The organism is Marinobacter sp. Hex_13 (assembly GCF_001566815.1).
Classification (GTDB): domain Bacteria; phylum Pseudomonadota; class Gammaproteobacteria; order Pseudomonadales; family Oleiphilaceae; genus Marinobacter; species Marinobacter salarius.
The window spans coordinates 74,229-97,602 of sequence record NZ_LSMM01000027.1 but is presented as its reverse complement, the minus strand read 5'-3'; the positions used below and the strand labels follow the sequence as shown (position 1 = coordinate 97,602).

At 58.8% G+C, this 23,374-nt stretch carries 21 protein-coding genes; 5 read left to right on the top strand and 16 right to left on the bottom strand.

From position 1 onward, the window contains the following. Positions 1-29: 29 nt before the first annotated feature. On the bottom strand, positions 30-1,109 hold the full coding sequence (locus tag AXW11_RS06520) for a GGDEF domain-containing protein (protein WP_036202215.1): 1,080 nt from the start codon (positions 1,107-1,109) through the stop codon (positions 30-32). 241 nt (positions 1,110-1,350) lie between these two features. Between AXW11_RS06520 and AXW11_RS06515 the strand changes: the two genes are divergently transcribed. The 3 genes from AXW11_RS06515 to AXW11_RS06505 are packed head-to-tail and all read left to right on the top strand — an operon-like array spanning position 1,351 to position 5,384. Continuing rightward, positions 1,351-2,016 carry an ABC transporter ATP-binding protein gene (locus AXW11_RS06515; RefSeq protein ID WP_075195511.1) on the top strand — a complete coding sequence of 222 codons (666 nt, stop codon included), beginning with the start codon at positions 1,351-1,353 and terminating at the stop codon, positions 2,014-2,016. Between the two features lie 3 nt (positions 2,017-2,019). Further along, positions 2,020-4,287 (top strand): FtsX-like permease family protein, encoded by a 2,268-nt coding sequence (locus tag AXW11_RS06510; protein WP_227663891.1) that lies wholly within the window; start codon positions 2,020-2,022, stop codon positions 4,285-4,287. Next, positions 4,284-5,384 carry a lipocalin-like domain-containing protein gene (locus tag AXW11_RS06505; RefSeq protein WP_091641564.1) on the top strand — a complete coding sequence of 367 codons (1,101 nt, stop codon included), beginning with the start codon at positions 4,284-4,286 and terminating at the stop codon, positions 5,382-5,384. Before AXW11_RS06510 ends, AXW11_RS06505 begins: the two co-directional genes overlap by 4 nt. 1 nt (position 5,385) lies before the next feature. On the opposite strand, the gene AXW11_RS06500 is transcribed toward AXW11_RS06505, so the two are convergent. From AXW11_RS06500 to AXW11_RS06465, 8 genes are all read right to left on the bottom strand, one after another. Continuing rightward, positions 5,386-6,111, bottom strand: coding sequence for a proteasome-type protease (locus AXW11_RS06500; RefSeq protein WP_036202227.1), 726 nt, complete (start codon positions 6,109-6,111; stop codon positions 5,386-5,388). 92 nt (positions 6,112-6,203) lie between these two features. Next, positions 6,204-6,989, bottom strand: a complete 786-nt coding sequence (locus AXW11_RS06495; protein ID WP_091641566.1) for a transglutaminase family protein — start codon at positions 6,987-6,989, stop codon at positions 6,204-6,206. Then, positions 6,986-7,924, bottom strand: a complete 939-nt coding sequence (locus AXW11_RS06490; protein WP_036202232.1) for an alpha-E domain-containing protein — start codon at positions 7,922-7,924, stop codon at positions 6,986-6,988. Before AXW11_RS06490 ends, AXW11_RS06495 begins: the two co-directional genes overlap by 4 nt. Further along, positions 7,918-9,351, bottom strand: a complete 1,434-nt coding sequence (locus tag AXW11_RS06485) for a circularly permuted type 2 ATP-grasp protein (RefSeq protein WP_091641618.1) — start codon at positions 9,349-9,351, stop codon at positions 7,918-7,920. The genes AXW11_RS06490 and AXW11_RS06485 overlap by 7 nt, the downstream gene beginning before the upstream one ends. Before the next feature lie 214 nt (positions 9,352-9,565). Continuing rightward, complete coding sequence (locus tag AXW11_RS06480; protein ID WP_091641569.1) at positions 9,566-10,774, bottom strand: ammonium transporter; 1,209 nt, start codon at positions 10,772-10,774, stop codon at positions 9,566-9,568. Positions 10,775-10,997: 223 nt separating this feature from the next. Next, the gene (locus AXW11_RS06475; RefSeq protein ID WP_041333542.1) at positions 10,998-11,915 is read right to left on the bottom strand and encodes a MotB family protein; all 918 of its coding nucleotides are present in this window, start codon (positions 11,913-11,915) and stop codon (positions 10,998-11,000) included. A gap of 2 nt (positions 11,916-11,917) precedes the next feature. Further along, positions 11,918-12,694, bottom strand: a complete 777-nt coding sequence (pomA, locus tag AXW11_RS06470) for a flagellar motor protein PomA (protein ID WP_075195506.1) — start codon at positions 12,692-12,694, stop codon at positions 11,918-11,920. 64 nt (positions 12,695-12,758) lie between these two features. Next, the gene (locus tag AXW11_RS06465; protein ID WP_075195505.1) at positions 12,759-13,178 is read right to left on the bottom strand and encodes a YkvA family protein; all 420 of its coding nucleotides are present in this window, start codon (positions 13,176-13,178) and stop codon (positions 12,759-12,761) included. Between the two features lie 35 nt (positions 13,179-13,213). On the opposite strand from AXW11_RS06465, the gene AXW11_RS06460 reads away from it, so the two are divergent. Next, on the top strand, positions 13,214-14,041 hold the full coding sequence (locus tag AXW11_RS06460; RefSeq protein ID WP_174447631.1) for a fructosamine kinase family protein: 828 nt from the start codon (positions 13,214-13,216) through the stop codon (positions 14,039-14,041). 9 nt (positions 14,042-14,050) lie between these two features. Here the strand turns inward: AXW11_RS06460 and AXW11_RS06455 are convergent, their stop codons facing one another. From AXW11_RS06455 to AXW11_RS06440, 4 genes are all read right to left on the bottom strand, one after another. Continuing rightward, the gene (locus tag AXW11_RS06455; RefSeq protein WP_041333546.1) at positions 14,051-14,530 is read right to left on the bottom strand and encodes a DUF6231 family protein; all 480 of its coding nucleotides are present in this window, start codon (positions 14,528-14,530) and stop codon (positions 14,051-14,053) included. Between the two features lie 98 nt (positions 14,531-14,628). Next, positions 14,629-15,378, bottom strand: a complete 750-nt coding sequence (locus tag AXW11_RS06450) for an SDR family oxidoreductase (RefSeq protein WP_041333548.1) — start codon at positions 15,376-15,378, stop codon at positions 14,629-14,631. A gap of 32 nt (positions 15,379-15,410) precedes the next feature. After that, on the bottom strand, positions 15,411-16,532 hold the full coding sequence (locus tag AXW11_RS06445; RefSeq protein ID WP_091641572.1) for an alkene reductase: 1,122 nt from the start codon (positions 16,530-16,532) through the stop codon (positions 15,411-15,413). 75 nt (positions 16,533-16,607) lie between these two features. Then, a complete protein-coding gene (locus AXW11_RS06440; protein WP_091641575.1) occupies positions 16,608-17,195 on the bottom strand; it encodes a TetR/AcrR family transcriptional regulator in 588 nt (195 codons plus the stop codon). 89 nt (positions 17,196-17,284) lie between these two features. On the opposite strand from AXW11_RS06440, the gene AXW11_RS06435 reads away from it, so the two are divergent. Continuing rightward, entirely contained in the window at positions 17,285-18,397 is a 1,113-nt protein-coding gene (locus AXW11_RS06435) for an S-(hydroxymethyl)glutathione dehydrogenase/class III alcohol dehydrogenase (protein ID WP_091641578.1), read from the top strand. 67 nt (positions 18,398-18,464) lie between these two features. Here AXW11_RS06435 and AXW11_RS06430 read toward each other — a convergent pair whose 3' ends face one another. The 3 genes from AXW11_RS06430 to AXW11_RS06420 all read right to left on the bottom strand — a co-directional run bounded on the left by AXW11_RS06430 (position 18,465) and on the right by AXW11_RS06420 (position 23,345). Further along, positions 18,465-20,036, bottom strand: a complete 1,572-nt coding sequence (locus AXW11_RS06430; protein WP_085681858.1) for a methyl-accepting chemotaxis protein — start codon at positions 20,034-20,036, stop codon at positions 18,465-18,467. Positions 20,037-20,099: 63 nt separating this feature from the next. After that, entirely contained in the window at positions 20,100-21,428 is a 1,329-nt protein-coding gene (locus AXW11_RS06425) for a DUF1329 domain-containing protein (RefSeq protein ID WP_007152875.1), read from the bottom strand. 15 nt (positions 21,429-21,443) lie between these two features. Continuing rightward, complete coding sequence (locus AXW11_RS06420) at positions 21,444-23,345, bottom strand: DUF1302 family protein (protein ID WP_075195491.1); 1,902 nt, start codon at positions 23,343-23,345, stop codon at positions 21,444-21,446. Between the last annotated feature and the right edge of the window lie 29 nt (positions 23,346-23,374).

The following is a 23,374-nucleotide window of genomic DNA, read 5'->3' as shown; positions in this document are numbered from 1 at the left end:
ATGTCTTCAGTCGGATGCGGCATTCTGTCTCATGCGCGGTGGGTGTCTGACTCCAGCGGTTCCAGAAGGCTGGCGGTTGTCTCCGCCGGGATGATCAGATTGCGGCCCCGGTCCTTTGCTTCGTACAGACGTTTGTCGGCTTCTCTTACCAACTGGCGCAGCGTTTCGCCGTCTGGCCCGAACTCCGCGACGCCACCACTGAGAGTCAGACGGATAACGTCGTTGTTGACGGTCAATGGGGTAGAGGCGACCGCAATACGGATTTTTTCAGCCACCTCCAGGCCTTGCTGGCCATTGGTATTGGTCAGCAGTATGCCAAACTCTTCCCCTCCCAGGCGTGCCGCCAGATCGGTTGCACGCAGGCATTCCCGGAAAATACGGGCAACGTGTTGCAGGGCCAGATCGCCGGTGTCGTGGCCATAGCGGTCGTTGACCTCTTTGAAATGATCGAGGTCGAGCGCGAGCAGGGTCATCGGCGTGTTATAGCGTCGGCTGCGCTGTTGCTCCCGTTTGAAGATGTCACTGAGCCTGGCCCGGTTGGCAAGGCCAGTGAGGGTGTCGGTCTGGGCAATCTTGAGCAGTTGGCGCTGTGACTGTTCCCGGGTCACTTCGTAGACGTGGGAGAACACCAGGATACACAGGGAGATGACGGCAATGTTGGCAACTGGCAGCGCTTGCATCATGGCCGGCTCATCGTGATACCTGAGCAGGAAAATAATGCCGGCGACGCTCATGTAGAACACGGATATAGCCAGGCCAAGTCGACGGCCCATCAGCAGGTGAGAGACGATCGGAATCAGGAGCACCCAGGCGTGTACGGTGGCCGAGGCTCTGGGGATGGTCATGGCGAACATCATGGCGGTGAAAAACGGGATGGCGTAAGCAATGATCCAGCGCTCAAGATGCTGTGTGTTGCGTACCGCCCTGTAAACGAGAATGGCGTATGCACCCATTGCGAGTTCGACGATGGCTAACGGATAACTGCCTGTGAGCAGGTTGAGCATGGCAAACAGGGCGCCCCCGAGCATGGTGAGAACCAGCAACGCCTTTAATACCGCCTTGCGATAGGGGCGAGCCAGGGCTTTCAGGGGTTCTTTGTAGCTATCCATGAGGCGAGATCTTTGGTGGCCCGGTAACTCAATGTATCCAGGCGGTAAAAATATGTAGGTAATGTAAGCACAAGTAAAGAGGGGCGAATTAGATCAGATTTTCAACAAAAAAGTGAGGGGAGTTAAGACTAAAGTCGTAGCATTTCTGCCTCTAAATCCAAATTCACCAACGTCCCGGCCCGGATCCATAAGGGCATTCGGGTTGTATAGTACTTAAAGATACTGTCCAGCGGAGCGCATGATGGGAAGTCCGGTATTGGCCGTTGAAGGGTTAAGTAAAGGTTATATCAGCGGTCGCCAGCGGGTGTCCGTGCTGGCGGATCTGTCCCTGTCGGTTTGTTCGGGGGAGTCCCTGGCGGTTGTGGGACGATCAGGTTCCGGTAAGAGCACTTTGTTGAACCTGTTGTGTGGCCTGCAGACACTGGATGACGGACGCATCGCCGTCGCGGGTGAGTCCTTTGCAGCAACTGGCGCAGGCGCCGAAGTGCGCTGGGCAGAACTCCGCCGGCGCACCATTGGCGTGGTGTTCCAGGACGTTAATCTGATGCCCGCGCTCTCGCTGCTGGACAACGTTCGCCTGCGCTCCCATTTGGCCGGCCACGATGCTGGCGGCGAGCGTGAGTGGCTGGAGCGCCTGGGTGTGGGGGCCGAAGCTGACCGTTACCCGGATCAGGTGTCAGGTGGCCAGGCCCAGCGAGCGGCACTGGCCATGGTATTCGCCATGGCTCCGGCGTTGATTCTGGCGGACGAGCCCACCGGCAGCCTTGATCGTCACACCGCTGATGAGGTGGCGGACTGCCTGTTCACTGTGCAACAGCAAACCGGTTGTGCACTGGTCCTTGCTACCCACGACAGGGAGCTGGCGTCCCGCTGCGACCACTTGCTTGATCTCAGCACGACTGTTTGACCAATGATGCTTGCGCGCGCCTTCGTCAGCCACTACCGCCGCCACCCCATCCAGCTGTTGGCTCTGGCGTTGATGATTGTGCTGGCAACCATGCTTTGGACCGGGGTGACGGTACTGACCGACCAGGCCCGCAATAGTCTGTTGCAGAGCGAGAATGCGGTGGCGGCTCGCGCTCATGTGATTCGCTCGGATGGGCGACCGGTGGGTGTGGATGACTTTGCTGCCCTGCGTATGGCCGGCGTGTGTGTGGCGCCCTGGTTGGAGCTGCAGCGACCGCCGCCGGAAGGGCGGGTGATCGGCATCGACCCGTTGGCGATGGGGTGTTTCGGTGACACTGGCCTCGGCAGTGGTGCCGACACGTTGGATGGTGCGCCTTTCCTCGATATCAGCGAGGCCGCAGAACTTTCGAAAGAAGGGTACGGCAGCCGGCTTTACCTGCTGGCGCGGGATGAGAACAGGGATTTACCAACTGGTTATATTCTGCGTGAATTTTCCATGGGCCCACCCACCGGTGAACTGGCGGACAGTTTCCTGCTGAATCTGGATGCCCTGAGCCTCCTGGTGCTTCTGATTACGGGCCTTCTGGTGCGCAGCGTACATCGATTGGGGATTGCTCAACGGCACGGCAGCTTTTCCCTGCTGCACCGGTTCGGAGTGCCTCGCCAACGGATAACGCAGTGGCTGACCTTGGAGCTGTTGGTGCTGACCGGTATTTGCGTTGTGCCGGGGTTATGGTTGGGGGCAAGGCTTGCCGGGATGCTGGGTAGCGGTTTCGGCCAGGCCCTCGACAGCCTGTTTGATGTGGCCGTCTATGCCGGTGCTGAAGAAGCACTGCCCTGGAGGGCCGCCGCCATCGTGGTCTTTCTGGTGTTGGCGGTCTGTCTGGTGGACTGGGTGGTCCCGGCGCATTGGCGGGCGATGGCTGGCCAGGGCCGGGGGCGAACGATTGCCTTCCTGATGTTTCTGGTCGGGTTGGTGGGGGTTGCCCTGGCCCCGGCCCTGGCCTGGGTCTTTGTCGCGACGGCGATGGTGTTCGCGGGCGCCGGTTGGCTGACACCTGGATGGTTGGCGCTGCTTGCCCAACGGCTTTCCAATCGCACTGGCTCACGAAGAGAAGACCCACTTGCCCGCTGGCGGCAACGGGAACTGGCGGTGATGTTCCGGCACCTGGCGTTGCCGGTGGTGGCACTGCAATTTGCCATGGCCACGGTGCTGGCGGTGCAGGCGTTGGTGACGACCTTTGAGGGCACCTTCGAAACCTGGCTGGCCCAGCGCCTGGAAGCGGAGTTCTATGTGGAGGTGCCTGCGAATGCAGACGCCGACATGGCGGCTGCGCAATTGCAGAGCCTGGACGGTATCGGGCCGTGGCATCGTGTGATTCGTGGCCAGGCACACATTGCGAGGGCGGATTCCGGGAGCCAACGCGGCCTTGTCGATGAGCGTATTGCGGTGGACCTGTTTGCCCTGATGCCAATCAGTGATCTGGTGACAAAATGGTCTCTGTTGGAAAGTGTTGAGGAGCCCTGGCAAAAGCTTGAGACCGATAGCGTAATGATCAATGAGCAGTTGGCCCGGCGCTACCGGCTTGAGGTGGGCGACATGCTCGACATCAGAGTAGCGGATACCAATCGCAATGCAGAAGTGGTGGCTATCTACGCCGACTACGGGCGGCCTGCGGGGGAAATTTTGATGGCTGGTTCTGCGCTGCCGGCGGCATTCAAGCCCCACTTCCAAAGCTTTTCGGTGACGCCCGGCAGCGTGGCGATGTCCGACATCCGCGGGCGCCTGTCGGACACCTGGCAGACGTCGGAACTCACCATCAGGGACAACAACAACATCCGCGCGCTGGCGTCGAAGGTCTTCAGTCAGACGTTCCTGCTTACTCGCGCCATCAGCCTGTTGACCTTGTTGCTGGCGGCGATGGCCCTGCTGATTATGGGATGGGTCTTTTTCACCACCCGGGTGAAATACTTTCAGCTGCTGGGCGTTTGGGGACTGCCTGCATCGAAGGTCAGGCGTCAGCTCCGGCGCCTGTCGGTGGCGCTGACCCTCACGGTGACCATTGCTGCGCTACCGCTGGGCGTGTGGCTGACCTGGGTGCTGGTCAGTCGCATCAACCCGCTGGCTTTTGGGTGGTCATTGCCGATGGACCTGTACCCGTTGTTCTGGATTGAACTGGGTTTGGTGGCCGTGGCGACAGGGCTGATAATCGCCCATCTGATGCGCCGGCAGCTTGGCCACATGGACAGCATTAAACAGGTGGAGCCATGAATATCCAAACCGGCGTTGTTGCCGGCCTACTGGCGGTCGTCCTTGCGGGCTGTACGGATTTGGAGAACGACACCGGATTCGCCGGGCTTGCGCAGCAGACAGGCGAGGTGGAGAAATCGCAATTCCAGCAGCCGGAGCCAGGCGACCCCCTGACTTTTCCCGAGGACTGGGGGCCCCATCCGCAACACCGTATTGAATGGTGGTACCTGACCGCTAACCTGGAAACCCAGGACGGCAGACCGCTGGGGCTGCAGTGGACACAGTTCCGTCAGGCTTTGAAACCGCGACCCGCCAATGCGGAACCACCAGAGGCCAGTGCCTGGCCCCTGGACGCGGCGTGGATGGCACACGCCGCCGTGTCATTTGAGGGTGAGCACTGGTTTGAAGAAAAGCTGGCCCGGGGTGATTTGGGGCATGCCGGGGCCAGGGCGGACCCGTTACAGGTATGGCTGGATGACTGGCGGCTGGTATCGCAACCGGATTCCGAACAGTGGCATTTGCAGGTTGAGGGCGGTAACTGGCGCTACGATCTGCGCCTGAGCAACACCGGCAAACCGGTACCCCATGGGAAAAACGGGTTCAGTGCCAAATCCGCCAGTGGCGAGGGCTCAATGTATTTCAGCCTGGTGGATCTGCACATTGAGGGTACGGTGACCCTTGGCGATGAAACCCTGGCCGTTTCCGGCAAGGGCTGGTTCGATCGCGAGTGGAGCAGTCAGTTCCTGAAGGCTGGCCAGCAGGGCTGGGACTGGTTCGCCCTGCATCTGGATGACGGCCATAAACTGATGGCGTTTCGCCTGCGGGAAGACCAAGGCGCCTTCGTGTCTGGCAGCTGGATAAACGCCAATGGGCAGGTTGAAACGTTGAACGGAAACGACATCAGCCTGAGCCCACTCGACTGGCAATCCTCGCCGCAGGGCAGGGTTCCTGTGGAGTGGCATCTGCGGATGCCACAGCAAAACGTGGATATACAGGTTGCCGCGCCGCCCGGCGACTACTGGAACGCCGGGCTCTACCCGTATTGGGAAAGCCCGGTGACGGTGACAGGTTCCCACGATGGTGTGGGGTATATGGAACTGACCGGTTACCGCAACTGAGCTAGCGGATCGCCGGCGGCTGCAGACCGCTGATCAGTTCCTGGATGCCCCGGTGCCACTGTTGGCGGAGTTGGTGGAAGTAATCGTTGTGTTCGTCCACCCGGTCGACGAAGCAGGGCTTCAGTTCGTTGTTGCGGTATATGGCGACATCCAGCGGCATCCCCACCGACAGGTTGCTCTTCATGGTGGAGTCGAAGGAAATCAGGGCGCACTGGTAGGCCCGGTCCAGCGAGGAATTATAGTTCACGACGCGGTCGAGGATGGGCTTGCCGTATTTCGACTCGCCAATCTGGAAATAAGGCGTTTCTTCAGTGGCTTCAATGAAGTTGCCTTCGGGGTAGATGTTGAACAGGCGTACCTGTTCGCCCCGGATCTGGCCGCCCAGTATCAGTGAACAGCTGAAGTCCACATGGTTCACTTTGCCCTCGGGGTTGTCGCGGTGAATAACCTCGCGGATGGTTCTGCCGACAACCTCTGCCGTCTCGAACATGGAGGCGGTGGAGAACACATTGGGGTCTTCGGAGCCGGCGCGTTTTTCCAGCAGGCTGATAACGCTCTGGCTGGTGGCCAGGTTGCCCGCCGATAGAATCACCAGTTCCCGTTCCCCCGGCTGTTCGAAGACATGCATTTTGCGGAAGGTCGAAATCTGGTCAAAGCCCGCGTTGGTGCGGGAGTCGGATGCGAAAACCAGGCCGTCGGCCAGGCGCATCGCCACACAATAGGTCATGGGGCTACCCTCGGGTCGTACTGAATGCGCTCAGTTTACCCGTTTCTGCGCAGAAAGCATGGAGCGGCGTGTGGAATTTGCACAGCTTTTTGTTACTGGCTTTCCCCGGCCAGGGTGACCCAGGCACGGGTCTGCAGGTGCTCCATGCCGCCGCCGCTGCGAATACCCCGCACCGGTGCTGCATCCCGGTAATCCAGTCCGGTTGCCAGCTTGATATGGCTTTCAGCAACATTGAGCAGGTTCACCACATCAAAGGTATGCCAGTTGTGGCCCAGCCAGGCCTCGGCCCAGGCGTGGGTGGCCAGGTGGTCATCGCTGAACGTGTGGATGTAACCGCTGACATACCGCACCGGCACCCCAATGTGGCGGCAGCAGGAGATGAATACATGGGTATGGTCCTGGCACACACCCGCCTTCTGCTGAAAGGCTTCGGCGGCGGTGTGGGTCACCGTGGTGACGCCGGGCGTGAATTCGATGTGCTCGAGGATACGGTTCATCATTCGCACCAGGCTGCGCTTGTTGGCGGAGAACTGGCTTGCGAAGGCCTTTATGGCCTTGTCGGCGTCGGTTAATGGGGTGTGGCGCAGGAACACCTCGGGCGGAAACGGTGAGTCGTCTTTGGTCAATGGTTTGCCCGTAAGATCAACCACGCCCTCCGCAGTCAGGGTGATCTCCCTGGTCGCTTTGTCCATGGTCATGACGGTAACAATATTGCCGAAGCCGTCTGTCATCTGGCTGGTTTCGCCGGGGGCACTCAGGTGCCACTCCAGTATCTTCTGCTGGGGTGTGTTACGGGGTGTCAGGCGTAGATACTGGATGCCTTTGTGCATGGGTTCGTCGTAGCTATAGGTGGTGTCATGGCGGATATTCAGCTTCATTGTTTCCACCCCATGTAGTCTTTCTGGATCTGGCCGGCGATACGTTGAATGCGTTGCAGGAAGTCGGTCAGATACTCATTCAGGCCGCGCTCGGCAATGTACTCGCGGTCGCCGTAGCGGATGTTGGCATACAGGCTTGTGGCCAGGCGCCGGGCCCGGCGGGCCTCGCCGCTTTCGATCTGCTCCAGAAGATCCGCGATTTCCTCCAGGCAGGCGTGGAGCGAACGGGGAACATCCGGTTTGAGAATCAGAAGTTCGGCCACATTCATCGGTTCGATATTGTGGCCGTAGGTGTTCTGGTAGGCCTCAAAGGCGGCCAACGAGTGCAGCAGCGCCGTCCATTCGAAGAACGACTGGGTGGGGTGCCCTTCCAGGGATTTGGTGGCCATGTGGTGGCGGATGTTCAGCACGCGGGCGGTGGCGTCTGCACGCTCGATAAACGTACCCAGGAGCAGGAAATGGAAGGCGTCATTGCGCAGCAGGGTGCCATAGGCTGCACCACGGAACACGTTTGAGCGTTCGCGGGTCCAGTCAAACACCCGGCTGGCGTTGGATTCGGTCACCCCTTTATGGCGTAATTCCTTCAGCTCCATCCAGGCCAGGTTAATGCTCTCCCAGACATCTGCGGAGAGATTGCCTCGCACGTGCAGGGCGTTATCTCGGGCGCTGCGGATCACACTGAACACACTGGCAGGGTGGCGGTCGTCCAGAAGAAGGAAATCAATCAGGTTCTGGGGGGTGATTTCCGGGTAGAGCTCGTGAAAGGTTTCGCGGCTACCGGTCACCAGCAATGGCACGGATAGCTGTTCCTCGCGGTCTTCGGGAACGTCGATCAACGCCATCGTGAGGCTGACGTCCAGCAGACGGGCCTGGGTTTCCGCCCGCTCAAGATAGCGGGCCATCCAGAACAGACTTGATGCAGCTCGGCTCAGCATTCCTCGCCCTCCAGTACCCAGGTGTCCTTGGTGCCACCGCCCTGGGATGAATTCACCACCAGCGACCCTTCTTTCAGGGCCACCCTGGTCAATCCACCAGGTACCATCTGCACTTTCTTGCCCGAAAGCACAAAAGGCCGCAGGTCGAGGTGTCGGGGCGCTACGCCTTCGTTTACAAACGTCGGGCAGGTAGACAGGCTCAGTGTGGGCTGGGCAATGTAGTTGTCTGGCCTGGCCCGCAACAGCGAGCGGAAATGGCTCAGCTCTTTTTTGCTGGCCTTGGGGCCGATCAGCATGCCGTAGCCACCAGCGCCCTGGGTTTCCTTGACCACCAGGTCTGGCAGGTTGTCGAGGATGTACTTGAGGTCTTTTGGCTTGCGGCCCTGCCAGGTGGGGACATTTTTCAGGATCGGTTCTTCACCCAGGTAGAAGCGGATCATCTCGGGTACGAAGGGGTAAATGGCCTTGTCGTCGGCGACGCCGGTGCCCATGGCGTTGGCAAGCACCACATTGCCGGTGCGGTAGGCTGCATAGAGCCCGGGGACACCCAGCATGGAATCCGGGTTGCCAGCCAGCGGATCGAGGAAGTCGTCGTCGACCCGCCGGTAAATCACGTCCACCTGCTGGGGGCCGACGGTGGTCTTCATGTAGACCTTATTGCGACGTACAAACAGGTCCGCCCCTTCCACCAGTTCGATACCCATCTGCCGGGCCAGGAAGGCGTGTTCAAAATAGGCACTGTTGAAACGACCGGGGGTTAGCACCACCACGGTGGGGTTGGGATTTAGCGACGCTGCGCGCAGTGTTTCGCCCAACAGGGCCGGGTAATGTTCAACCGGTGCTACCGGGGCCTTGGCAAACAGTTCTGGAAACAGGCGCATCATCATGCGCCGGTTTTCCAGCATGTAGGAGACACCGCTGGGGCAGCGGAGATTGTCCTCCAGCACGTAGAAGTCGCCGTCGTTGTGGCGGATCAAATCGATGCCGGCTATGTGGGAATACAGATTACGTGGCAGCTTGAGGTTTTGCATGCCGGGCTGGTACTGGGGATTGGCGAATACCTGCTCAGCACTGATGACACCGGCGCGAATAATCTCGAACTCGTGATAGATATCGAACAGGAAGCGGTTCAGCGCCTGCACCCGCTGGCGCAAACCAGCTTGCAGACGTTGCCAGTCGCTGGCGGAGATTACTCGTGGGATCAGATCAAACGGGATAAGCCGTTCGGCCCCCTGGTCTTCGCCATAGACGTTAAAGGTGATGCCCAGGCGTTGGAACAGCACGTCTGCCTCGCGGCGCTTCTCGGCCAACAGGGCTTCGTCGGATCGGATCAGCCAGTCCTCCAGCATCCTGCAGCTGGGTCGTACCCGATTATTCTGGTCGAACAGTTCGTCGTAGATACCCTCGGGTGGGGTTTGTATCAACATAACCATGACCCTCTCCTGAACACGCCGTCCACCGGATGTGGGCGGTCGGTATTCAGCCATTCCCATGATGTAAAGGAACAGCAAAAGGCAGGCCACTCTGGCGGCAAACCGTGGGTTTATCACCGGAACGGGTTATTTAAGCAAAGGCCAGACGGAGGGAAGTGTCAATAAAAAGCATTGCCAGCCGCCGGGAAAGGCGGCTGGCGGGCAAGGGTTATTCCAGGGACGTAGCGCCAATGCGGTGAATACTGACATCCGCACCGTTGAATTCCTCTTCTTCTGTGAGACGCAGGCCGGAGATGGCGTTAACAATGCCGTAGACGATCAGGCCGCCGACAAAAGCCACCACAACACCGGCAACCGAACCGATGATCTGCGACATCAGGCTGACCCCGCCCAGGCCCCCGAACGCTTCCTGGCCAAAGATGCCGGCGGCAATGGCACCCCATACACCGCACACACCGTGCAGGGGCCATACACCCAATACATCGTCCAGGCGCTCAATCTTGTCCTGGGCCCACTCAAACATGTACACGAAGATGGCGCCGGCGATGCCACCGGTAATCAGCGCACCGACCGGGTGCATCAGGTCCGAACCGGCGCACACCGCCACCAGGCCGGCGAGCGGTCCGTTGTGGATGAAGCCCGGGTCCTTGCGGCCGACCAGCATGGCCACCAGAACGCCACCCACCATGGCCATGAGACTGTTCACCGCCACCAGGCCGCTGATGCCATCCAGGGTCTGGGCGGACATCACGTTAAAGCCGAACCAGCCGACGGTGAGAATCCAGGCGCCCAGCGCCAGGAATGGAATGTTGGAGGGGGCAAACGCCACCACGCGGCCATTGCGGTAACGGCCTTTACGTGCGCCCAGCAGGAGCACGGCGGCCAGGGCGATCCAGCCGCCCACGGCGTGCACCACGACCGAGCCGGCAAAGTCGTGGAAGGCTGCACCAAACTGGTTCTCCAGCCAGGCCTGGAAGCCGTAGTTGCCGTTCCAGATCATGCCCTCGAAGAAGGGATATACAAATGCCACGATCAGCCCGGAGGCGATAAGCATGGGGTAGAACTTCGCACGCTCGGCGATACCGCCGGAGACGATGGCGGGAATGGCGGCGGCAAAGGTCATCAGGAAGAAGAACTTGACCAGGTCATAGCCATTTGCGGCCGTTAGCTCTGAAGCGCCGGCCATAAAGTGGCTGCCGTAGGCGATGTAGTAGCCAATGAAAAAATAGGCCACGGCGGAGATGCCGAAGTCGGTCATGATTTTTACCAGGGCATTCACCTGGTTCTTGTGGCGCACGGTGCCGACTTCCAGGAAGGCGAAGCCAGCATGCATGGCCAGTACCATGATGGCACCGATCAGAATGAACAGTGTGTTGGCGCTTTCGGTCAGGGTATGTACTGCACTCGTGATGTCCACGGGTTGGTTGCTCCTGATTTTTTGGTTTTATCCACCTGTCACGGGCGGGTTGTGCATTGATAGCGTGCACACCAAGCAAGGAGTGTTCCATTTTGAGGCAAATTCAGAGCGGGTAGTCGATTAGGTGATTTTCCGCTCTGAAATTGGGCGGGGTTGAGTTGAAGACGGGGTGTTTGCGCTCTTTAATGGTGCATTGATGGGCCGAGTGCACCAATATGGCCGTCTACCACAGTAATTCGTCCTGGTCGGAGTCGTCGGAACTGCGGGAATCCGGTGCAGCAGACACATCGGCTTCGGGGTTCATGAGTTCCCTTAACCGCATCTCCTGTTCCTCGATCGGTCCGGACAGATCGATAATGATTTCCACCCGGCGATTTTTGGCGCGGTTCTCCGAAGAGGTGTTTGGTACTCGTGGCTCGGTATAAGCGAGACCGGTGACCGCCAGCCGGGCAGGCTTCAGATTACCCTCGGCGAGGAGCGCATTGGCAACCGCTGCCGCCCGGGCGGCGGATAGATCCCAGTTGCTGTAGAACCGCTGCGTACGGATGGGAACATCGTCGGTATGGCCTTCGATGGTCAGCTTGCCGGGGATCTGCACCAGTATGTCGGCCATTTCCAGCAACAGACCTTCAAACTCCCAGGTCAGGTCCGCCGAACCGGAGGGGAACGCCCCCTTCTCCTCAACGCGAACAATGATTCTATGATTGTCCTGGATGAGGTTGACCCGGCCGTCTTCGATGGCTGTCTCAAGAACCGATCGAACCTGTTCCAGGGTCTTCTCGAGCTCTTCCTGGATGGCGGATTCCACAGCCACATCCGTAGGGCTTTTCAGGGTTTCCAGTTCGGGCTGCTCGTCGGTGGTTGTCTGTTTGACTTCGTTGACGACGGTGGGCTCGGGCGGTGCCGGAGAAAACTGATCGAAAATCGGGCTGGTGCCCATGGGTACCTCAAGGACGGGCACCTCGCGCTGCACACCAAACGCTTTCGACAGTTCACCAGCGATCTGTTTGAACTTCTGTGCGTCGATCTCGGAGAACGACAACAGCAGGACGAAAAAGCACATCAGCAGCGACATCAGGTCCGCGAATGTCACTACCCAGGCGGGAATGCCCGCTTTTTCCTCTTCTGGTAATTCGTCCATGGCTAAACGCCTGCGGTCTCGGCTTCTGAGTTTTTCTCACGTTCTTTCGGGGTCAGGTAACTCGACAGCATCTGTTCGATAATCCGCGGATTGGTGCCTTCCTTGATAGCAACCAGCGCATCAATATAGAGCGATTGCAGACGCGCTTCCTCAGTCATTCGCAGCGAGAGTTTGTCCGCGATGGGGGTGGCGATCATGGTGGCAATCATTGCGCCGTAGAGTGTGGTTAGCAGGGCAACCGCCATGGCAGGACCGATGGATTTCGGGTCTTCCATGTTGGACAGCATCTGCACCAGCCCGATCAGGGTTCCGATCATCCCCATGGCAGGGGCCACATCGGCCATTGCCGTAAAGACTTTTGCGCCAGACCGGTTGTGATCCAGCGTCAGTAGGCGCTCCTTGGACAGCAGGTGTTTGATGGTTTCAGCATCCTGGCCATCGACCAGCATCTGTATTCCCTGGCCGAGAAACGGCGAGCCAACTTCGCGCTCTTCCAGGCCGAGCATGCCTTGCTTGCGGGCAACATTGGCTACCTCAATCAGTTCATCAATGCTTTCACGGGTGTCCGGCAAACGGAATTTGAACGCTCGAGCGGCCACTTTGAAGGCGCTGAAAAACTGGTTGAAGCTGAATTTCGCCAGCACAACCAGCATGGTGCCACCGACCACAATCAGTATGGAGGGGGGATTGATAAAAACATCCGGCGACACGCCAAGAATGACGGCTGAGGCTATAAGCAGGATGGCCCCAACAAGGCCGATCAGGGTGGCAAAATCCACATTAGCTCCAAAGGGTTTTGTGATTCAGAGGGCTTTCGAAGATTAACGGTAGTCCACTATTGAATCAATCGCTATCCGTAAGCGTTTGTGTTTCTATTTTAAGATCTTTCCACGCTGCGTAACGAAGCAGGTCGGATTCCACCAGGGCCAGGCATGCGGCCACCACACCGGCGTCGTCCAGCAGGCCGAATCCCAGCAGCAGGTCCGGAATCAAATCCAGGGGATTGAGTACGTAAACAAGGGCACCGGCGATCGCCGCAATGCTTTTCCAGGGTACTTCGCGATAGTTGCCCTGCCAGTAGTCCCTGAGCATGGAAAACATCAGCCGGATGTCAGTGCTGAACCGGCTCAGTTTGCCACTGTTCCTGACTTTGTCCTCGATGGCCTGCTGGCGGTCGAGCAGGGCGCCCACATCTCTGCGGTGAACCTTGTCCGCCTCTTGATTCAACTGTTCGTTTGCCGTGCGCTTGCTAAAACCTGTCATCGGGCTATTCCTGTGTGGGATGGCCTTGCAGCTCCATGATCCATGAAGCCTGTGACAAAGCCAAGGATGTTTGCGAGGCGATTTCCGATCATGGTTATACTGGTGGTATGACCGATTTCGTGAAACAGAATCCCTCGTCCTTTCCCGATGCGCTGTTGTGCGAAGCGCGAGGTCTTGAGGTTTTGGCAGGCACTCTCAGGGCGGCCGGTGTCAGCGGATTGCGTGTGCCGGAGGTGAAAGCTGTCTCAGCCCACGAACTGGTGATTCCGAAGATCCACTCCGGCCCGGCGAGCGAGGAAGCCATGGCCGCGCTTGGCGAAGGCCTGGCGCAAATGCATGCGGTACGTCAGCCCGAGTACGGATTCGACGCCGACAACATGATTGGGATGTCACCCCAGAAGAACCGCCTGACGGACGATTGGGGGGCGTTTTTCCTGAGAGATCGACTGGGTGTGCAGGTAGGCATGATCCGCAATGACCATGTCCGGAAAGAGTTTGAAGCGGTGCTTGAGCGTCAGGGCGACGAGCTCGCCCGGTTTCTGAATGAGCATTGCGAACACCCAAGCCTGCTCCACGGCGACCTATGGTCCGGGAATGTCCTGTTCGACAGCGCCGGGCCCTGGCTCATTGATCCGGCGGTTTATTACGGTGACCGGGAGGCGGACATTGCCATGACAGAGCTGTTTGGTGGCTTCTCCTCGGCTTTTTATCGTGCCTATGACCGGGTCTACCCCAGAACGGATGTCTACGACACCAAGAGGGCCACCTACAACCTGTACCACACCCTCAATCACTACAACCTTTTCGGGGCATCCTATCTGAGCGCCTGTCGCCACAACCTTGACGTGGTGGCCTCGCTGTAAGCGTGGCCGCTACCACCAGGCCTTGTCCCACATTTCAGGATTGGCCCAGTTGTCGGGATTGTTCCAGGCGCGTTTGTGGTTGTAGCTGTCGATGTTGTAGGTGTAGAGCGTGAGTGGGCTGTCTTCGTCACCAAGCTCAGCCTGCCGGCGGAAGCCCAGCCCGATGAAGTCCGTAAACGACCAACCGGGGCAGTCTTTCACCACAACGGCAATCTGGTGGGTGCCGTAGTTGCGCAGTTGGCCCAGCAGTACTTGGCCCTCGTCGTGGTTCAGGTGTTCGAGCGTGTTGGTCACCAGGGCCAGGTCCTGGGTCTCGGGCAGAGGGAAGGCATCGTTGGGGGCGCTGGTATCCAGGGTGGTCATGGCCGACTCGCTGTGGTGCCGGCACCAGTGATCCCCAACCTCACCAGCGATCTCGCCGCAAACCACCAGTGTGGCCGGTTGGCAGGTATCGATAATGCGGGCCAGGGCCTGCTGCACAGTGGTCATGTTTGGTGTGTCCGTCTGGAATGGAACAACCAGTATCACACCCGCCTGTCGGCGGCATCAACCAGATGCACGCCGACAGCGTTCAGCAAGCAACAGCCTTAGAGCTCCTGAGCCGTTGGCCGCAGGATAATTTCGTTGATATCCACGTCCGCAGGCTGTTCGATGGCATAGACGATGGCCCGCGCCACCGCATCGGAATCAATCGCCACCTTGTAGAGTTCATCCGCTGCCTGTTTGGCGTTCGGGTCAGTGATGGTGCTGGTCAGCTCGGTGTCGATGGCGCCCGGTGAGATATTGGTGCTGCGGATCTCGTCGCCGGCTTCCATGCGCAAGCCTTCAGACAGCGCCTTCACCGCGTATTTCGTGGCACAGTACACAGCGGCGCCGGGGAACAGTTTGTGTCCGGCAACGGACGACAGGTTGATCACATGCCCGCTGTGTTGTTCCCGCATGGTCGGCAGCACAGCCGCGATGCCATACATCACGCCTTTAATGTTGACGTCCACCATCTGGTCCCACTCATCGACCTTCAGGGCGTCCAGCGGTGCCAGTGGCATCAGGCCGGCGTTATTGATCAGTACGTCGATCCGGCCGAAGGTTTCTTTCGCGGTGGCAGCCAGTGACTCCACCTGGTTTCGGTCAGTCACATCGGTAACCTTCCAGGTGACTTCAGCACCCTCGGCTTTCAGGTCTTCTGCCAGTTTGGACAGGCGGTCTTCGCGACGGGCTGCAAGCACCAGCCGGGCTCCTCGCGCTGCCAGGCGGCGGGCAGTTGCCTCACCCAGGCCACTGCTGGCGCCGGTGATAATCACGACTTTGCTATTGATTGGGTCGTTGGTATTGCTCATGGTTTGACTCCTTACTCGTGTGAAAGTGATGTTCAGACGCTGGGTTCAAGTTCCTTCAGCGTCGGGTAATCGGTATAGCCGCGCTCATCGCCGCCGTAGAAGGTGCTGTCATCCCATTTGTTCAGTTCCGCATGCTGGCGGAAACGCTCGGGCAAATCGGGGTTGGCGATAAATGGACGGCCAAAGGTCACCAGATCACAGCGGTCATTGCCGATCCGTTTGCGAGCTTCCTCAGCGGTGTAGGCGCCGTTGGCGATGTAAGTGCCGTGGAATCCAGCCTGGATGGCATCGATCACCGATTCCGGGCGGCCGTTCGCATGGTTGCCCTGGAACGAGTCTTCCACGACCTCGATGTAGCTGATGCCCAGGTCGTTCAGCCGCTTCGCGAATTCACCAAAGGTTTCGACCGGGTCCTCGTCGTACATGGCGTTGAAGCTGCCGGTCGGGCTGACCCGAACGCCGACATTGTCCTTGCCCCAGACGTCGATCACGGCCTCGATCACCATCAGTGGCAGGCGCATCCGGTTTTCAACGGAGCCGCCAAACTCATCACTGCGGTGGTTGCTGCCGCTCTTGAGAAACTGGTCCAGCAGGTATCCGTTGGCGGCGTGTACTTCAACGCCATCAAACCCGGCCGCTTTGGCGTTCAGCGCGCCCTGGCGATACTGCTCCACGATGTCCGCCATTTCGCCGGCTTCAAGAGCCCTGGGCTCGGGCACGTCCACCATGCCGGAGTCGGCGCTGATGAAGGTCTTGGCGCCCTCGGGTTTGATCGCCGATGGTGCTACAGGCTTGTTGCCATCCGGCTGCAGCGCCGTATGGGAAATTCGGCCAACGTGCCAGAGCTGCATGTGAATGCGTCCGCCCGCCATGTGCACCGCACTGGTGACCTTGCGCCAGCCTTCGATTTGCTCCTCCGAGTGGATGCCTGGCGTGAATGCATAGCCCTTACCCTGAGGTGACACCTGGGTTGCTTCGCTGATGATCAGTCCTGCACCGGCACGCTGCTGATAGTACTGCGCGTTCATGTCGTTCGGTACGTCTCCAGGTTGGCTGGAGCGCGAACGGGTCAGGGGAGACATCAGAACGCGGTTGGGCAGCGTCAGGGTGCCGAGATCGTGCGGTTGAAACAGTGCGTCGTTTACGTTGTTCATTGATCACTCTCCTTGAGGATTAACTGAGTGTAATTAGACCAGTCTACTAGTAATGACTGAAAAAAATGTGGGCGTTCAGTGAAGGCCAAGACATTGGCGGAAAAAGACCCGCACAAACCGCTCCATAGGCTCGGTAGACTTCAGAACCTTGGCTCTGAGGATGGCGCCTTCCCAGCCGGAAAGCAGAAAGCTGGCGACGTCGGCAGGATCAATGGATGCATCGATATCGCCGGCCTGGCGAGCCTCTTCAACACAACGCTCAAAGCGTTTTTCCCAACCCTGGAAAACGGTGTCCAGGCGCCTGCGGAAGGTTTCGTTCTGCCCGGCCAGTTCCTGGCCAAGATTGCCAATCAGGCAGCCCCGGGTGAATTCGCAGCTGGTCATGGTTTCCAGACCAGTGTCGAAGTAGGCCCTAAGGCGGTCCACCGCCGAGCGGGTGTGGTCGTTCAGAATCCGATCCAGCTTGGTGTCGTATTCCTGCGCAAAGGTGTCGATGACAGCCAACCCGAAATCGTTCTTGCTGCTAAAGTAATGGTAGAACGACCCTTTGGGTACACCGGCGGCGGTCAGCACGGCATTGATGCCCGTCGCGCCGAAGCCTTTTTGACCAATCAGGTCGGCGCCGGTGTGGATGATGTGATTGCGGGTGTCGTTCGATGTCATGGCTGGTATATTAGACCGGTCGTCTAGTAAGCGTCAAACCCGTAAAACCCGAGACATTTTATTCCGAACCACGTTCAAGGAGTCTGCCAGTGATTAAATCCCGTGCTGCGGTGGCGTTTGCCCCCAACAAACCGCTGGAAATTGTGGACGTTGACGTCGCCCCGCCCCAGAAAGGGGAAGTGCTGGTGCGTATCGTCGCCACCGGCGTCTGCCACACGGACGCCTACACGCTGTCCGGCGCCGATTCCGAAGGGAATTTTCCGGCCATCCTCGGCCACGAAGGCGGCGGCATTGTTGAGGCGGTTGGTGAAGGTGTCACCTCCGTCGAAGTGGGTGATCACGTGATCCCTCTTTATACCGCCGAATGTGGAACATGTAAGTTCTGTACGTCCGGCAAAACCAACCTGTGTGGTTCCGTGCGCGAAACCCAGGGCAAGGGAGTGATGCCGGACGGTACCTCCCGTTTCTCCTACAAGGGTGAGCCTGTCTATCACTACATGGGGTGCTCCACCTTCTCGGAATACACGGTATTGCCGGAAGTTTCCCTGGCGAAGATACCCAAGGATGCACCACTGGACAAAGTCTGCCTTCTGGGCTGTGGCGTCACTACCGGTATCGGCGCGGTGCTGAACACAGCGAAGGTGGAAGAAGGCGCGACGGTCGCTATCTTCGGTCTCGGCGGAATCGGCCTGGCGGCGATTATTGGCGCCACCATGGCCAAGGCCAGCCGCATCATCGCCATCGACATCAACCCCGGCAAGTTCGATATCGCCAGACAGCTGGGCGCCACGGACGTAGTGAACCCCAAGGACTACGACAAGCCGATTCAGGAAGTCATCGTTGAAATGACAGACGGCGGTGTGGACTACTCCTTTGAGTGTATCGGCAACGTCAACGTGATGCGCTCAGCCCTGGAGTGCTGTCATAAAGGCTGGGGTGAATCCATCATCATCGGCGTGGCCGGTGCCGGTGAGGAAATCAGCACCCGGCCGTTCCAGTTGGTCACCGGCCGGGTCTGGAAAGGCTCCGCGTTTGGTGGCGTGAAGGGCCGGACGGAGCTGCCAGGTTTTGTGGAAAAGGCCGAGAAAGGGGATATTCCGCTGGATGTGTTCATCACCCACAACATGACCCTGGAGGACATCAACGAGGCGTTTGAGTTGATGCATGAGGGGAAGAGTATTCGGTCGGTGATTCATTTCTGATAGGGCACAAAACCATTCTTAAAGTCCGGGCAGGGACGCCCGTATTCCAGATTTCTACGCATTTCGGTTAGCCCCTCCGCCCAGGTACCAGGTGTCGTACTAACAGCTGCTGGCGCCCCACATGGTAGCCAACCGCCTGGCCTGCTTCGACGGTATCCTGAAGCTGTTCGCTTGTCTTGATGGCCAGTTGATGGATGTCGTGAATTTCCTCGTTCAGTTGTGAAACGGTCTGGCTCTGTTGCTCACTGGCAGCCGCAATCTGCTGGTTCAGGCCGTCGCTTTCGGCAATGCCCGCCACAATATTACGGATTGCCTCTGCGGTGGCGGATACCTGCTCCACGCTCCTCTCGGACTGCTGTTTTCCCTGTGCGATGGATTCGACCACCCGGCGGGAGCCTTCCTGCAAGGCAGTGATCATTTGCTGGATTTCATTGGTGGATTCCTGGGTGCGCTTTGCCAGGGAACGAACTTCATCGGCAACCACCGCAAAACCGCGCCCACTTTCGCCGGCCCGGGCGGCCTCAATGGCGGCATTCAGGGCCAGCAAATTGGTCTGTTCAGCGATCGCGACGATCACATCCAGAATCCGGCCAATCGATTGGCTGTTCTGATCAAGTTCCTCCACGGTTTGGCTGGTTTCCTCGAGCTCACTCGCCAGGGCAAGAATACTGTCGCGCGCGGCGGCTGCAGAACGGGCGCTGTTTTCCCCGGAATCACGGTTTCGCGCACTGAGACCAGCAGCCTGCTGGGTATTCTCCGAAACTTCGCGAATGGTAGCGGTGAATTCCTCGATGGAGGTCGCCACGGAGGAGAGTGCTGATTGCTGCTGACCGCAGGCCTCGGAACCGCCTTGTAGCAGAGAGTTGGCCCGCAGGACATTGTCTTCGATCTGTCCGCCGCTGTCGCTGATACGTGCCACCATGACCTTCAGCCGGACTTCCACCAGCCGCATAGCTAGCTCAATCTGGCCCGCGACGCCGGCGTTTCCGGTGTAGACCAGTTGCTTGATGGGATGGCTGACAACAGCTCGACAACGCGTGAACAGCCGCGCCAGTGGGCGATTGAGTTGGTAGAAGAGGCCGAGGGAGAGTGTGCTGCCAAGAAGGAACAAGAGGACCGCCAGCGTTGGAGTGCCGAACATTCCAGCCATTGTGGCGGGGGCAAAACAGAGGCTGGCGACCAGCCACTGCAGGGTAGCAGGGGGCAGCCGTGGAATCCTGAGGGCAAGGGGCTGCCGGCCTTGGCTGCGGGCATGGTAAACCTGTTCGGTTCTCCGAATGGTGGCTTCATCGGGTAACCGGTAAATGGCCTGGTATTCCAACAGTGTTCCGTCCGTGTCGGTAATCGGGCTAACGAAGGCATCCAGCCACCAGTTGGTCCCATCTGCCCTACGGTTGCGGATCATGCCCATCCAGGATTCTCCGCGGCCAATGGTTTCCCACAGGTCGTTCAGCGGCGCTCCGGGCATGTCGGGGTGCCGCAGTTTGCTGAAAGACATGGCTTTCAGTTCCTGTTTCGAGAAGCCGCAGGTTCTGCAAAAGGCGTTGCTGGCGTAGGTAATGGCACCCTTGCTGTCAGTGAGTACCAGCAGTTGGTCGTCTTCGTGGAGGGCGTCGGGTAGGGGCTCATATCGGGACATAAATCTTATCCTCCGAAACCAAAAAGGGGCCCGCCAAAGCGGGCCCAAGGGCTAGCACCAGGCTTAGCTGCCGGTTGCGCGGAGATGCTGCACGTTGAACATATTGGGGGGGGACAGCTCGGGGTCGACCTGGCCCTTGAACTGGCCGGTGGTGCAGTGGCTGGCCTGCACGTCGATCATGCTGAAGCTGTCGTCAATGGATACACCGGTACCCTCGTTCTTGGGCAGGTGGTGGTCTGGATGGGCCTGTCCGATGGTGAAGGTTTTCCACAGGCTGCCCTTACGGTCATAGGCGACGGTGCGGGGAATGGTGAACGTCTGGGCGTCCATGTAGTGGATACGTTTCGACAGCGGATGGCTTTCATCCACCGGTTTCGCCTCCACTTCGTACACCTTTCTGAGCTGCCAGGTGATGTCCGGGAAACAGCCGCCCTTGCCACTGAAAGCCACCACCTGGTAACCATTGCTGTCGCTGTGGGTTTCTTCGTCCAGCTTCAGCTCGTTGTGGTTGTAGAACGGCATCAGCATGTAACGGGTGCCCTTATAGGTCCAGTCCATGTCGGAAATGCGGCCGTTGTAGCCCTCGAAGTCTTCGATCATCAGGTCCGAACCGAGAAAGGCATCGGTAACCTGGCCTGTGGCCAGGCGGCGCACGCGGCGCTGGAAGCCCAAATAGAGCCAGGAGTTATCACGTTTGAGGTCGTCGGCGGCCCGGTGAATCAGAAGTTGCGTATTGCGGACGTCCGCTGGGTCGAGTACCTGTACATAGATGGCGCGGAACAGGTCAGACGGGTTGGGCGTGATTTCCGGGGTGGGTTCCTGTATCACTCGGCCCTTGTAATTCAGGAAGTGGAAGTTGAATTTGATGGTCCGCTCCACCTTGGCTGATTCCATGTCCCGGTACTTCCAGTAGAACGGCATGATGGCGGCACTGTCGCCCCAGTTGTAGCCGTACTTGTAGTTCCAGGCCAGTTTTTCGCCGGCGCGGGGGTCATCCGCATCCGGCTCCTGCGGGAACGGGCGACCGGCTTTCCAGCCGTTAATTTCCCCGACCTGCTCACCCAGGGAAACCTCACCCAGGGCGTTGCGGGTTGCGTCCACATAGGCAGGGTGCAGGTCGAAGGACGTGGTCTTTCCCACGGCAATGGATGTCCAGCCGTTCTCGATGAAGGTATAGAAGGCCGGATCGATCACGTCCTTGAACTGTGCCACGTTGGATTCGTCGATGGTCATGCCGGCGCTAAGCCCTTCGTGGCTTGGCATTTGATCCTTGTATGGATGGAACGATTCGTTGATGACCTTGTCACTGGCAAAGGCGCCAGCGGAGAAGGCGCCCGCCGTAAGACCGATCACCAGGCCATTAAACACGGATTTTCGGAATGCTCGTTTCATGATGTTTCCTCTATATCAGAAGCTGTAACGCATGGTCAGTTGAAGCTCGTCTTCTTCCTGAGCCATTCCAATGGGGCCAGATTGGAAGCGGCCCAGCGGCTCGTATCCACCCAGGCCGGCAGACTCCCCGGCCGGTTGCCCCGGATAGGTGGCGGTGAACGGATCCCAGGGGTTGCAGCTACGGCAGTCATCGAATTTGCGCGCGCCGGTACCCACCTTGATGTTTGCACCGGCCGTGACACGGAAGTTGTCACTGACCAGCCACTCAACAGACGGCGCGATCGCGGTTGCCCCGGCTCGGAAATCATGTGCGGTGATGATCTGCGGGCTGAGGCGGCCATTCATGTAGAAGCCTTTGATCAGCAGGGTGCCTGTCCAGTTTTCTTTCCAGTCGGGAATACCGGCTTCACCAAACCGACGCTGCTCGCGCTCGTGATCCAGGATGTGCTGACCGAATACCTGGCCGGAGAACAGGAATGCCTGGTGTTCGTTCAGGAGGGGAATGAAGATGTTCTTGTCAGCGCCGACCACGTAGCGAACCACGTCGCTCTCGGAGTAGAGATCTTCCTCCAGCGTATTGGCGAATTCCTCGCCGGTGGTATAGGCCGCTTCAAGCCTGAGGACGGTATCAACACTCTGGGCGTAATAATCCAGGGAGCCACCGAACAGGTTGACCCTCGGGAAGTGGATATCGAAGGCAATCAGGCTTGGCCATATACCGGTTTCACCGGTAAAGCCGTTTTGTGCGGGAATACCGCCCCGAAGAGAGGGCAGTTGGGAGCGATAGGTCAGGGCGTTGAGCGAGAAGCCCAGATCACCATAAACGCCTTCCATCTTGAGGCCGACCTGGGTATTCGCCAGGCTCCAGCTTGGCATGTGCGCTTCGCGGATACCGATCTGGCCGGGGCCGAAATCCGTTGCCGCTTCGCCGCCTGCGAAGTTGGCCACTGTGCCACCATTTTCCCAGAGGCTGTTCATGCCGCGGAAGAAGCAGCCGGCATCGAGAATAACGTTGGGCTGACCGCACTGGCCGATATCGTGCGGGCGGAACTTGTCGAAGTTCCATACCAGCTGGAAATTAAGGTCGTCGAAGGCGAGGCCATCGAACACCTCGGTTGGCCCCATGCGGTAGTCGGTCCGGAGTATCCACATGGGAATCCGGATGTCTTCCAGTTCGTCGTAGATATTGTTGCGGGAGTAATCCACCGGGTTGATCACATCCAACACCCGAAAAAGGTCGGTACGTCCCCAGATGACTTGCTGCTTGCCCAATCGGGTGCTGAGGATATTACCGTTCGAGAAGTTGTAATCGAAATCCACGTAGAGTTCGCGGATGAAATCGGCGCGGTCGTTGAACTCCTGGAATCGCATGTCGTTGGTGTCTTTGTCCAAATAACCGTCGATACACCCTCGTTCGTCCTCGTCACAGGGGCGAACCGGCACGCCGAAGGCTACACCGCCGTCGGTATCATGCAGGTTTTCACCCAACACGATCATGCCTTCGTTGGGGTTGTTCGCTTCACTGAAGGAGTTCGGCAGCTTCAGGCCGCCACCGTGGGGCACGGTGGCGTTGGGTCCCGCTGCCCGGTTTTCCAGGCGGACCGGTCCACCGGCATTGCGGCCGTATTCGTCATCATTAAGGTCGTAAACACCGTCATAGCTACCACGGAGCGTGGCGTTGACGGAGACATTACTGAAAATGCCGACATCTCCAGCCCGTTTCTCTGCTTCCAGCTGTAGTGTGTTGCGGAATTTTGAAAGCCCTACGCCATCCCGGCCGTAGGTTGCATTCTCGTAGAAGCCGTTTACCCGGGTATCTTCCTGGGCGACGGCGGAGTTGATTGGTAACAGCGCCAGGCCGGCACTTCCCGCAAGGGTATAGCACCAGAGCCTCAGGCCTTTTATTGTTGTTTGCATGGCATGTCCTCGTTACAGGTTTTAGTGGA

What these genes read in the sequence shown, in the direction of transcription:
- AXW11_RS06520 (WP_036202215.1), bottom strand. Translation starts at nt 1,109, where the DNA reads ATGGATAGCTACAAAGAACCCCTGAAAGCCCTGGCTCGCCCCTATCGC.
- AXW11_RS06515 (WP_075195511.1), top strand. Translation starts at nt 1,351, where the DNA reads ATGGGAAGTCCGGTATTGGCCGTTGAAGGGTTAAGTAAAGGTTATATC.
- AXW11_RS06510 (WP_227663891.1), top strand. Translation starts at nt 2,020, where the DNA reads ATGATGCTTGCGCGCGCCTTCGTCAGCCACTACCGCCGCCACCCCATC.
- AXW11_RS06505 (WP_091641564.1), top strand. Translation starts at nt 4,284, where the DNA reads ATGAATATCCAAACCGGCGTTGTTGCCGGCCTACTGGCGGTCGTCCTT.
- AXW11_RS06500 (WP_036202227.1), bottom strand. Translation starts at nt 6,111, where the DNA reads ATGACCTATTGTGTGGCGATGCGCCTGGCCGACGGCCTGGTTTTCGCA.
- AXW11_RS06495 (WP_091641566.1), bottom strand. Translation starts at nt 6,989, where the DNA reads ATGAAGCTGAATATCCGCCATGACACCACCTATAGCTACGACGAACCC.
- AXW11_RS06490 (WP_036202232.1), bottom strand. Translation starts at nt 7,924, where the DNA reads ATGCTGAGCCGAGCTGCATCAAGTCTGTTCTGGATGGCCCGCTATCTT.
- AXW11_RS06485 (WP_091641618.1), bottom strand. Translation starts at nt 9,351, where the DNA reads ATGTTGATACAAACCCCACCCGAGGGTATCTACGACGAACTGTTCGAC.
- AXW11_RS06475 (WP_041333542.1), bottom strand. Translation starts at nt 11,915, where the DNA reads ATGGACGAATTACCAGAAGAGGAAAAAGCGGGCATTCCCGCCTGGGTA.
- AXW11_RS06465 (WP_075195505.1), bottom strand. Translation starts at nt 13,178, where the DNA reads ATGACAGGTTTTAGCAAGCGCACGGCAAACGAACAGTTGAATCAAGAG.
- AXW11_RS06460 (WP_174447631.1), top strand. Translation starts at nt 13,214, where the DNA reads ATGATCCATGAAGCCTGTGACAAAGCCAAGGATGTTTGCGAGGCGATT.
- AXW11_RS06455 (WP_041333546.1), bottom strand. Translation starts at nt 14,530, where the DNA reads ATGACCACTGTGCAGCAGGCCCTGGCCCGCATTATCGATACCTGCCAA.
- AXW11_RS06450 (WP_041333548.1), bottom strand. Translation starts at nt 15,378, where the DNA reads ATGAGCAATACCAACGACCCAATCAATAGCAAAGTCGTGATTATCACC.
- AXW11_RS06445 (WP_091641572.1), bottom strand. Translation starts at nt 16,532, where the DNA reads ATGAACAACGTAAACGACGCACTGTTTCAACCGCACGATCTCGGCACC.
- AXW11_RS06440 (WP_091641575.1), bottom strand. Translation starts at nt 17,195, where the DNA reads ATGACATCGAACGACACCCGCAATCACATCATCCACACCGGCGCCGAC.
- AXW11_RS06430 (WP_085681858.1), bottom strand. Translation starts at nt 20,036, where the DNA reads ATGTCCCGATATGAGCCCCTACCCGACGCCCTCCACGAAGACGACCAA.
- AXW11_RS06425 (WP_007152875.1), bottom strand. Translation starts at nt 21,428, where the DNA reads ATGAAACGAGCATTCCGAAAATCCGTGTTTAATGGCCTGGTGATCGGT.
- AXW11_RS06420 (WP_075195491.1), bottom strand. Translation starts at nt 23,345, where the DNA reads ATGCAAACAACAATAAAAGGCCTGAGGCTCTGGTGCTATACCCTTGCG.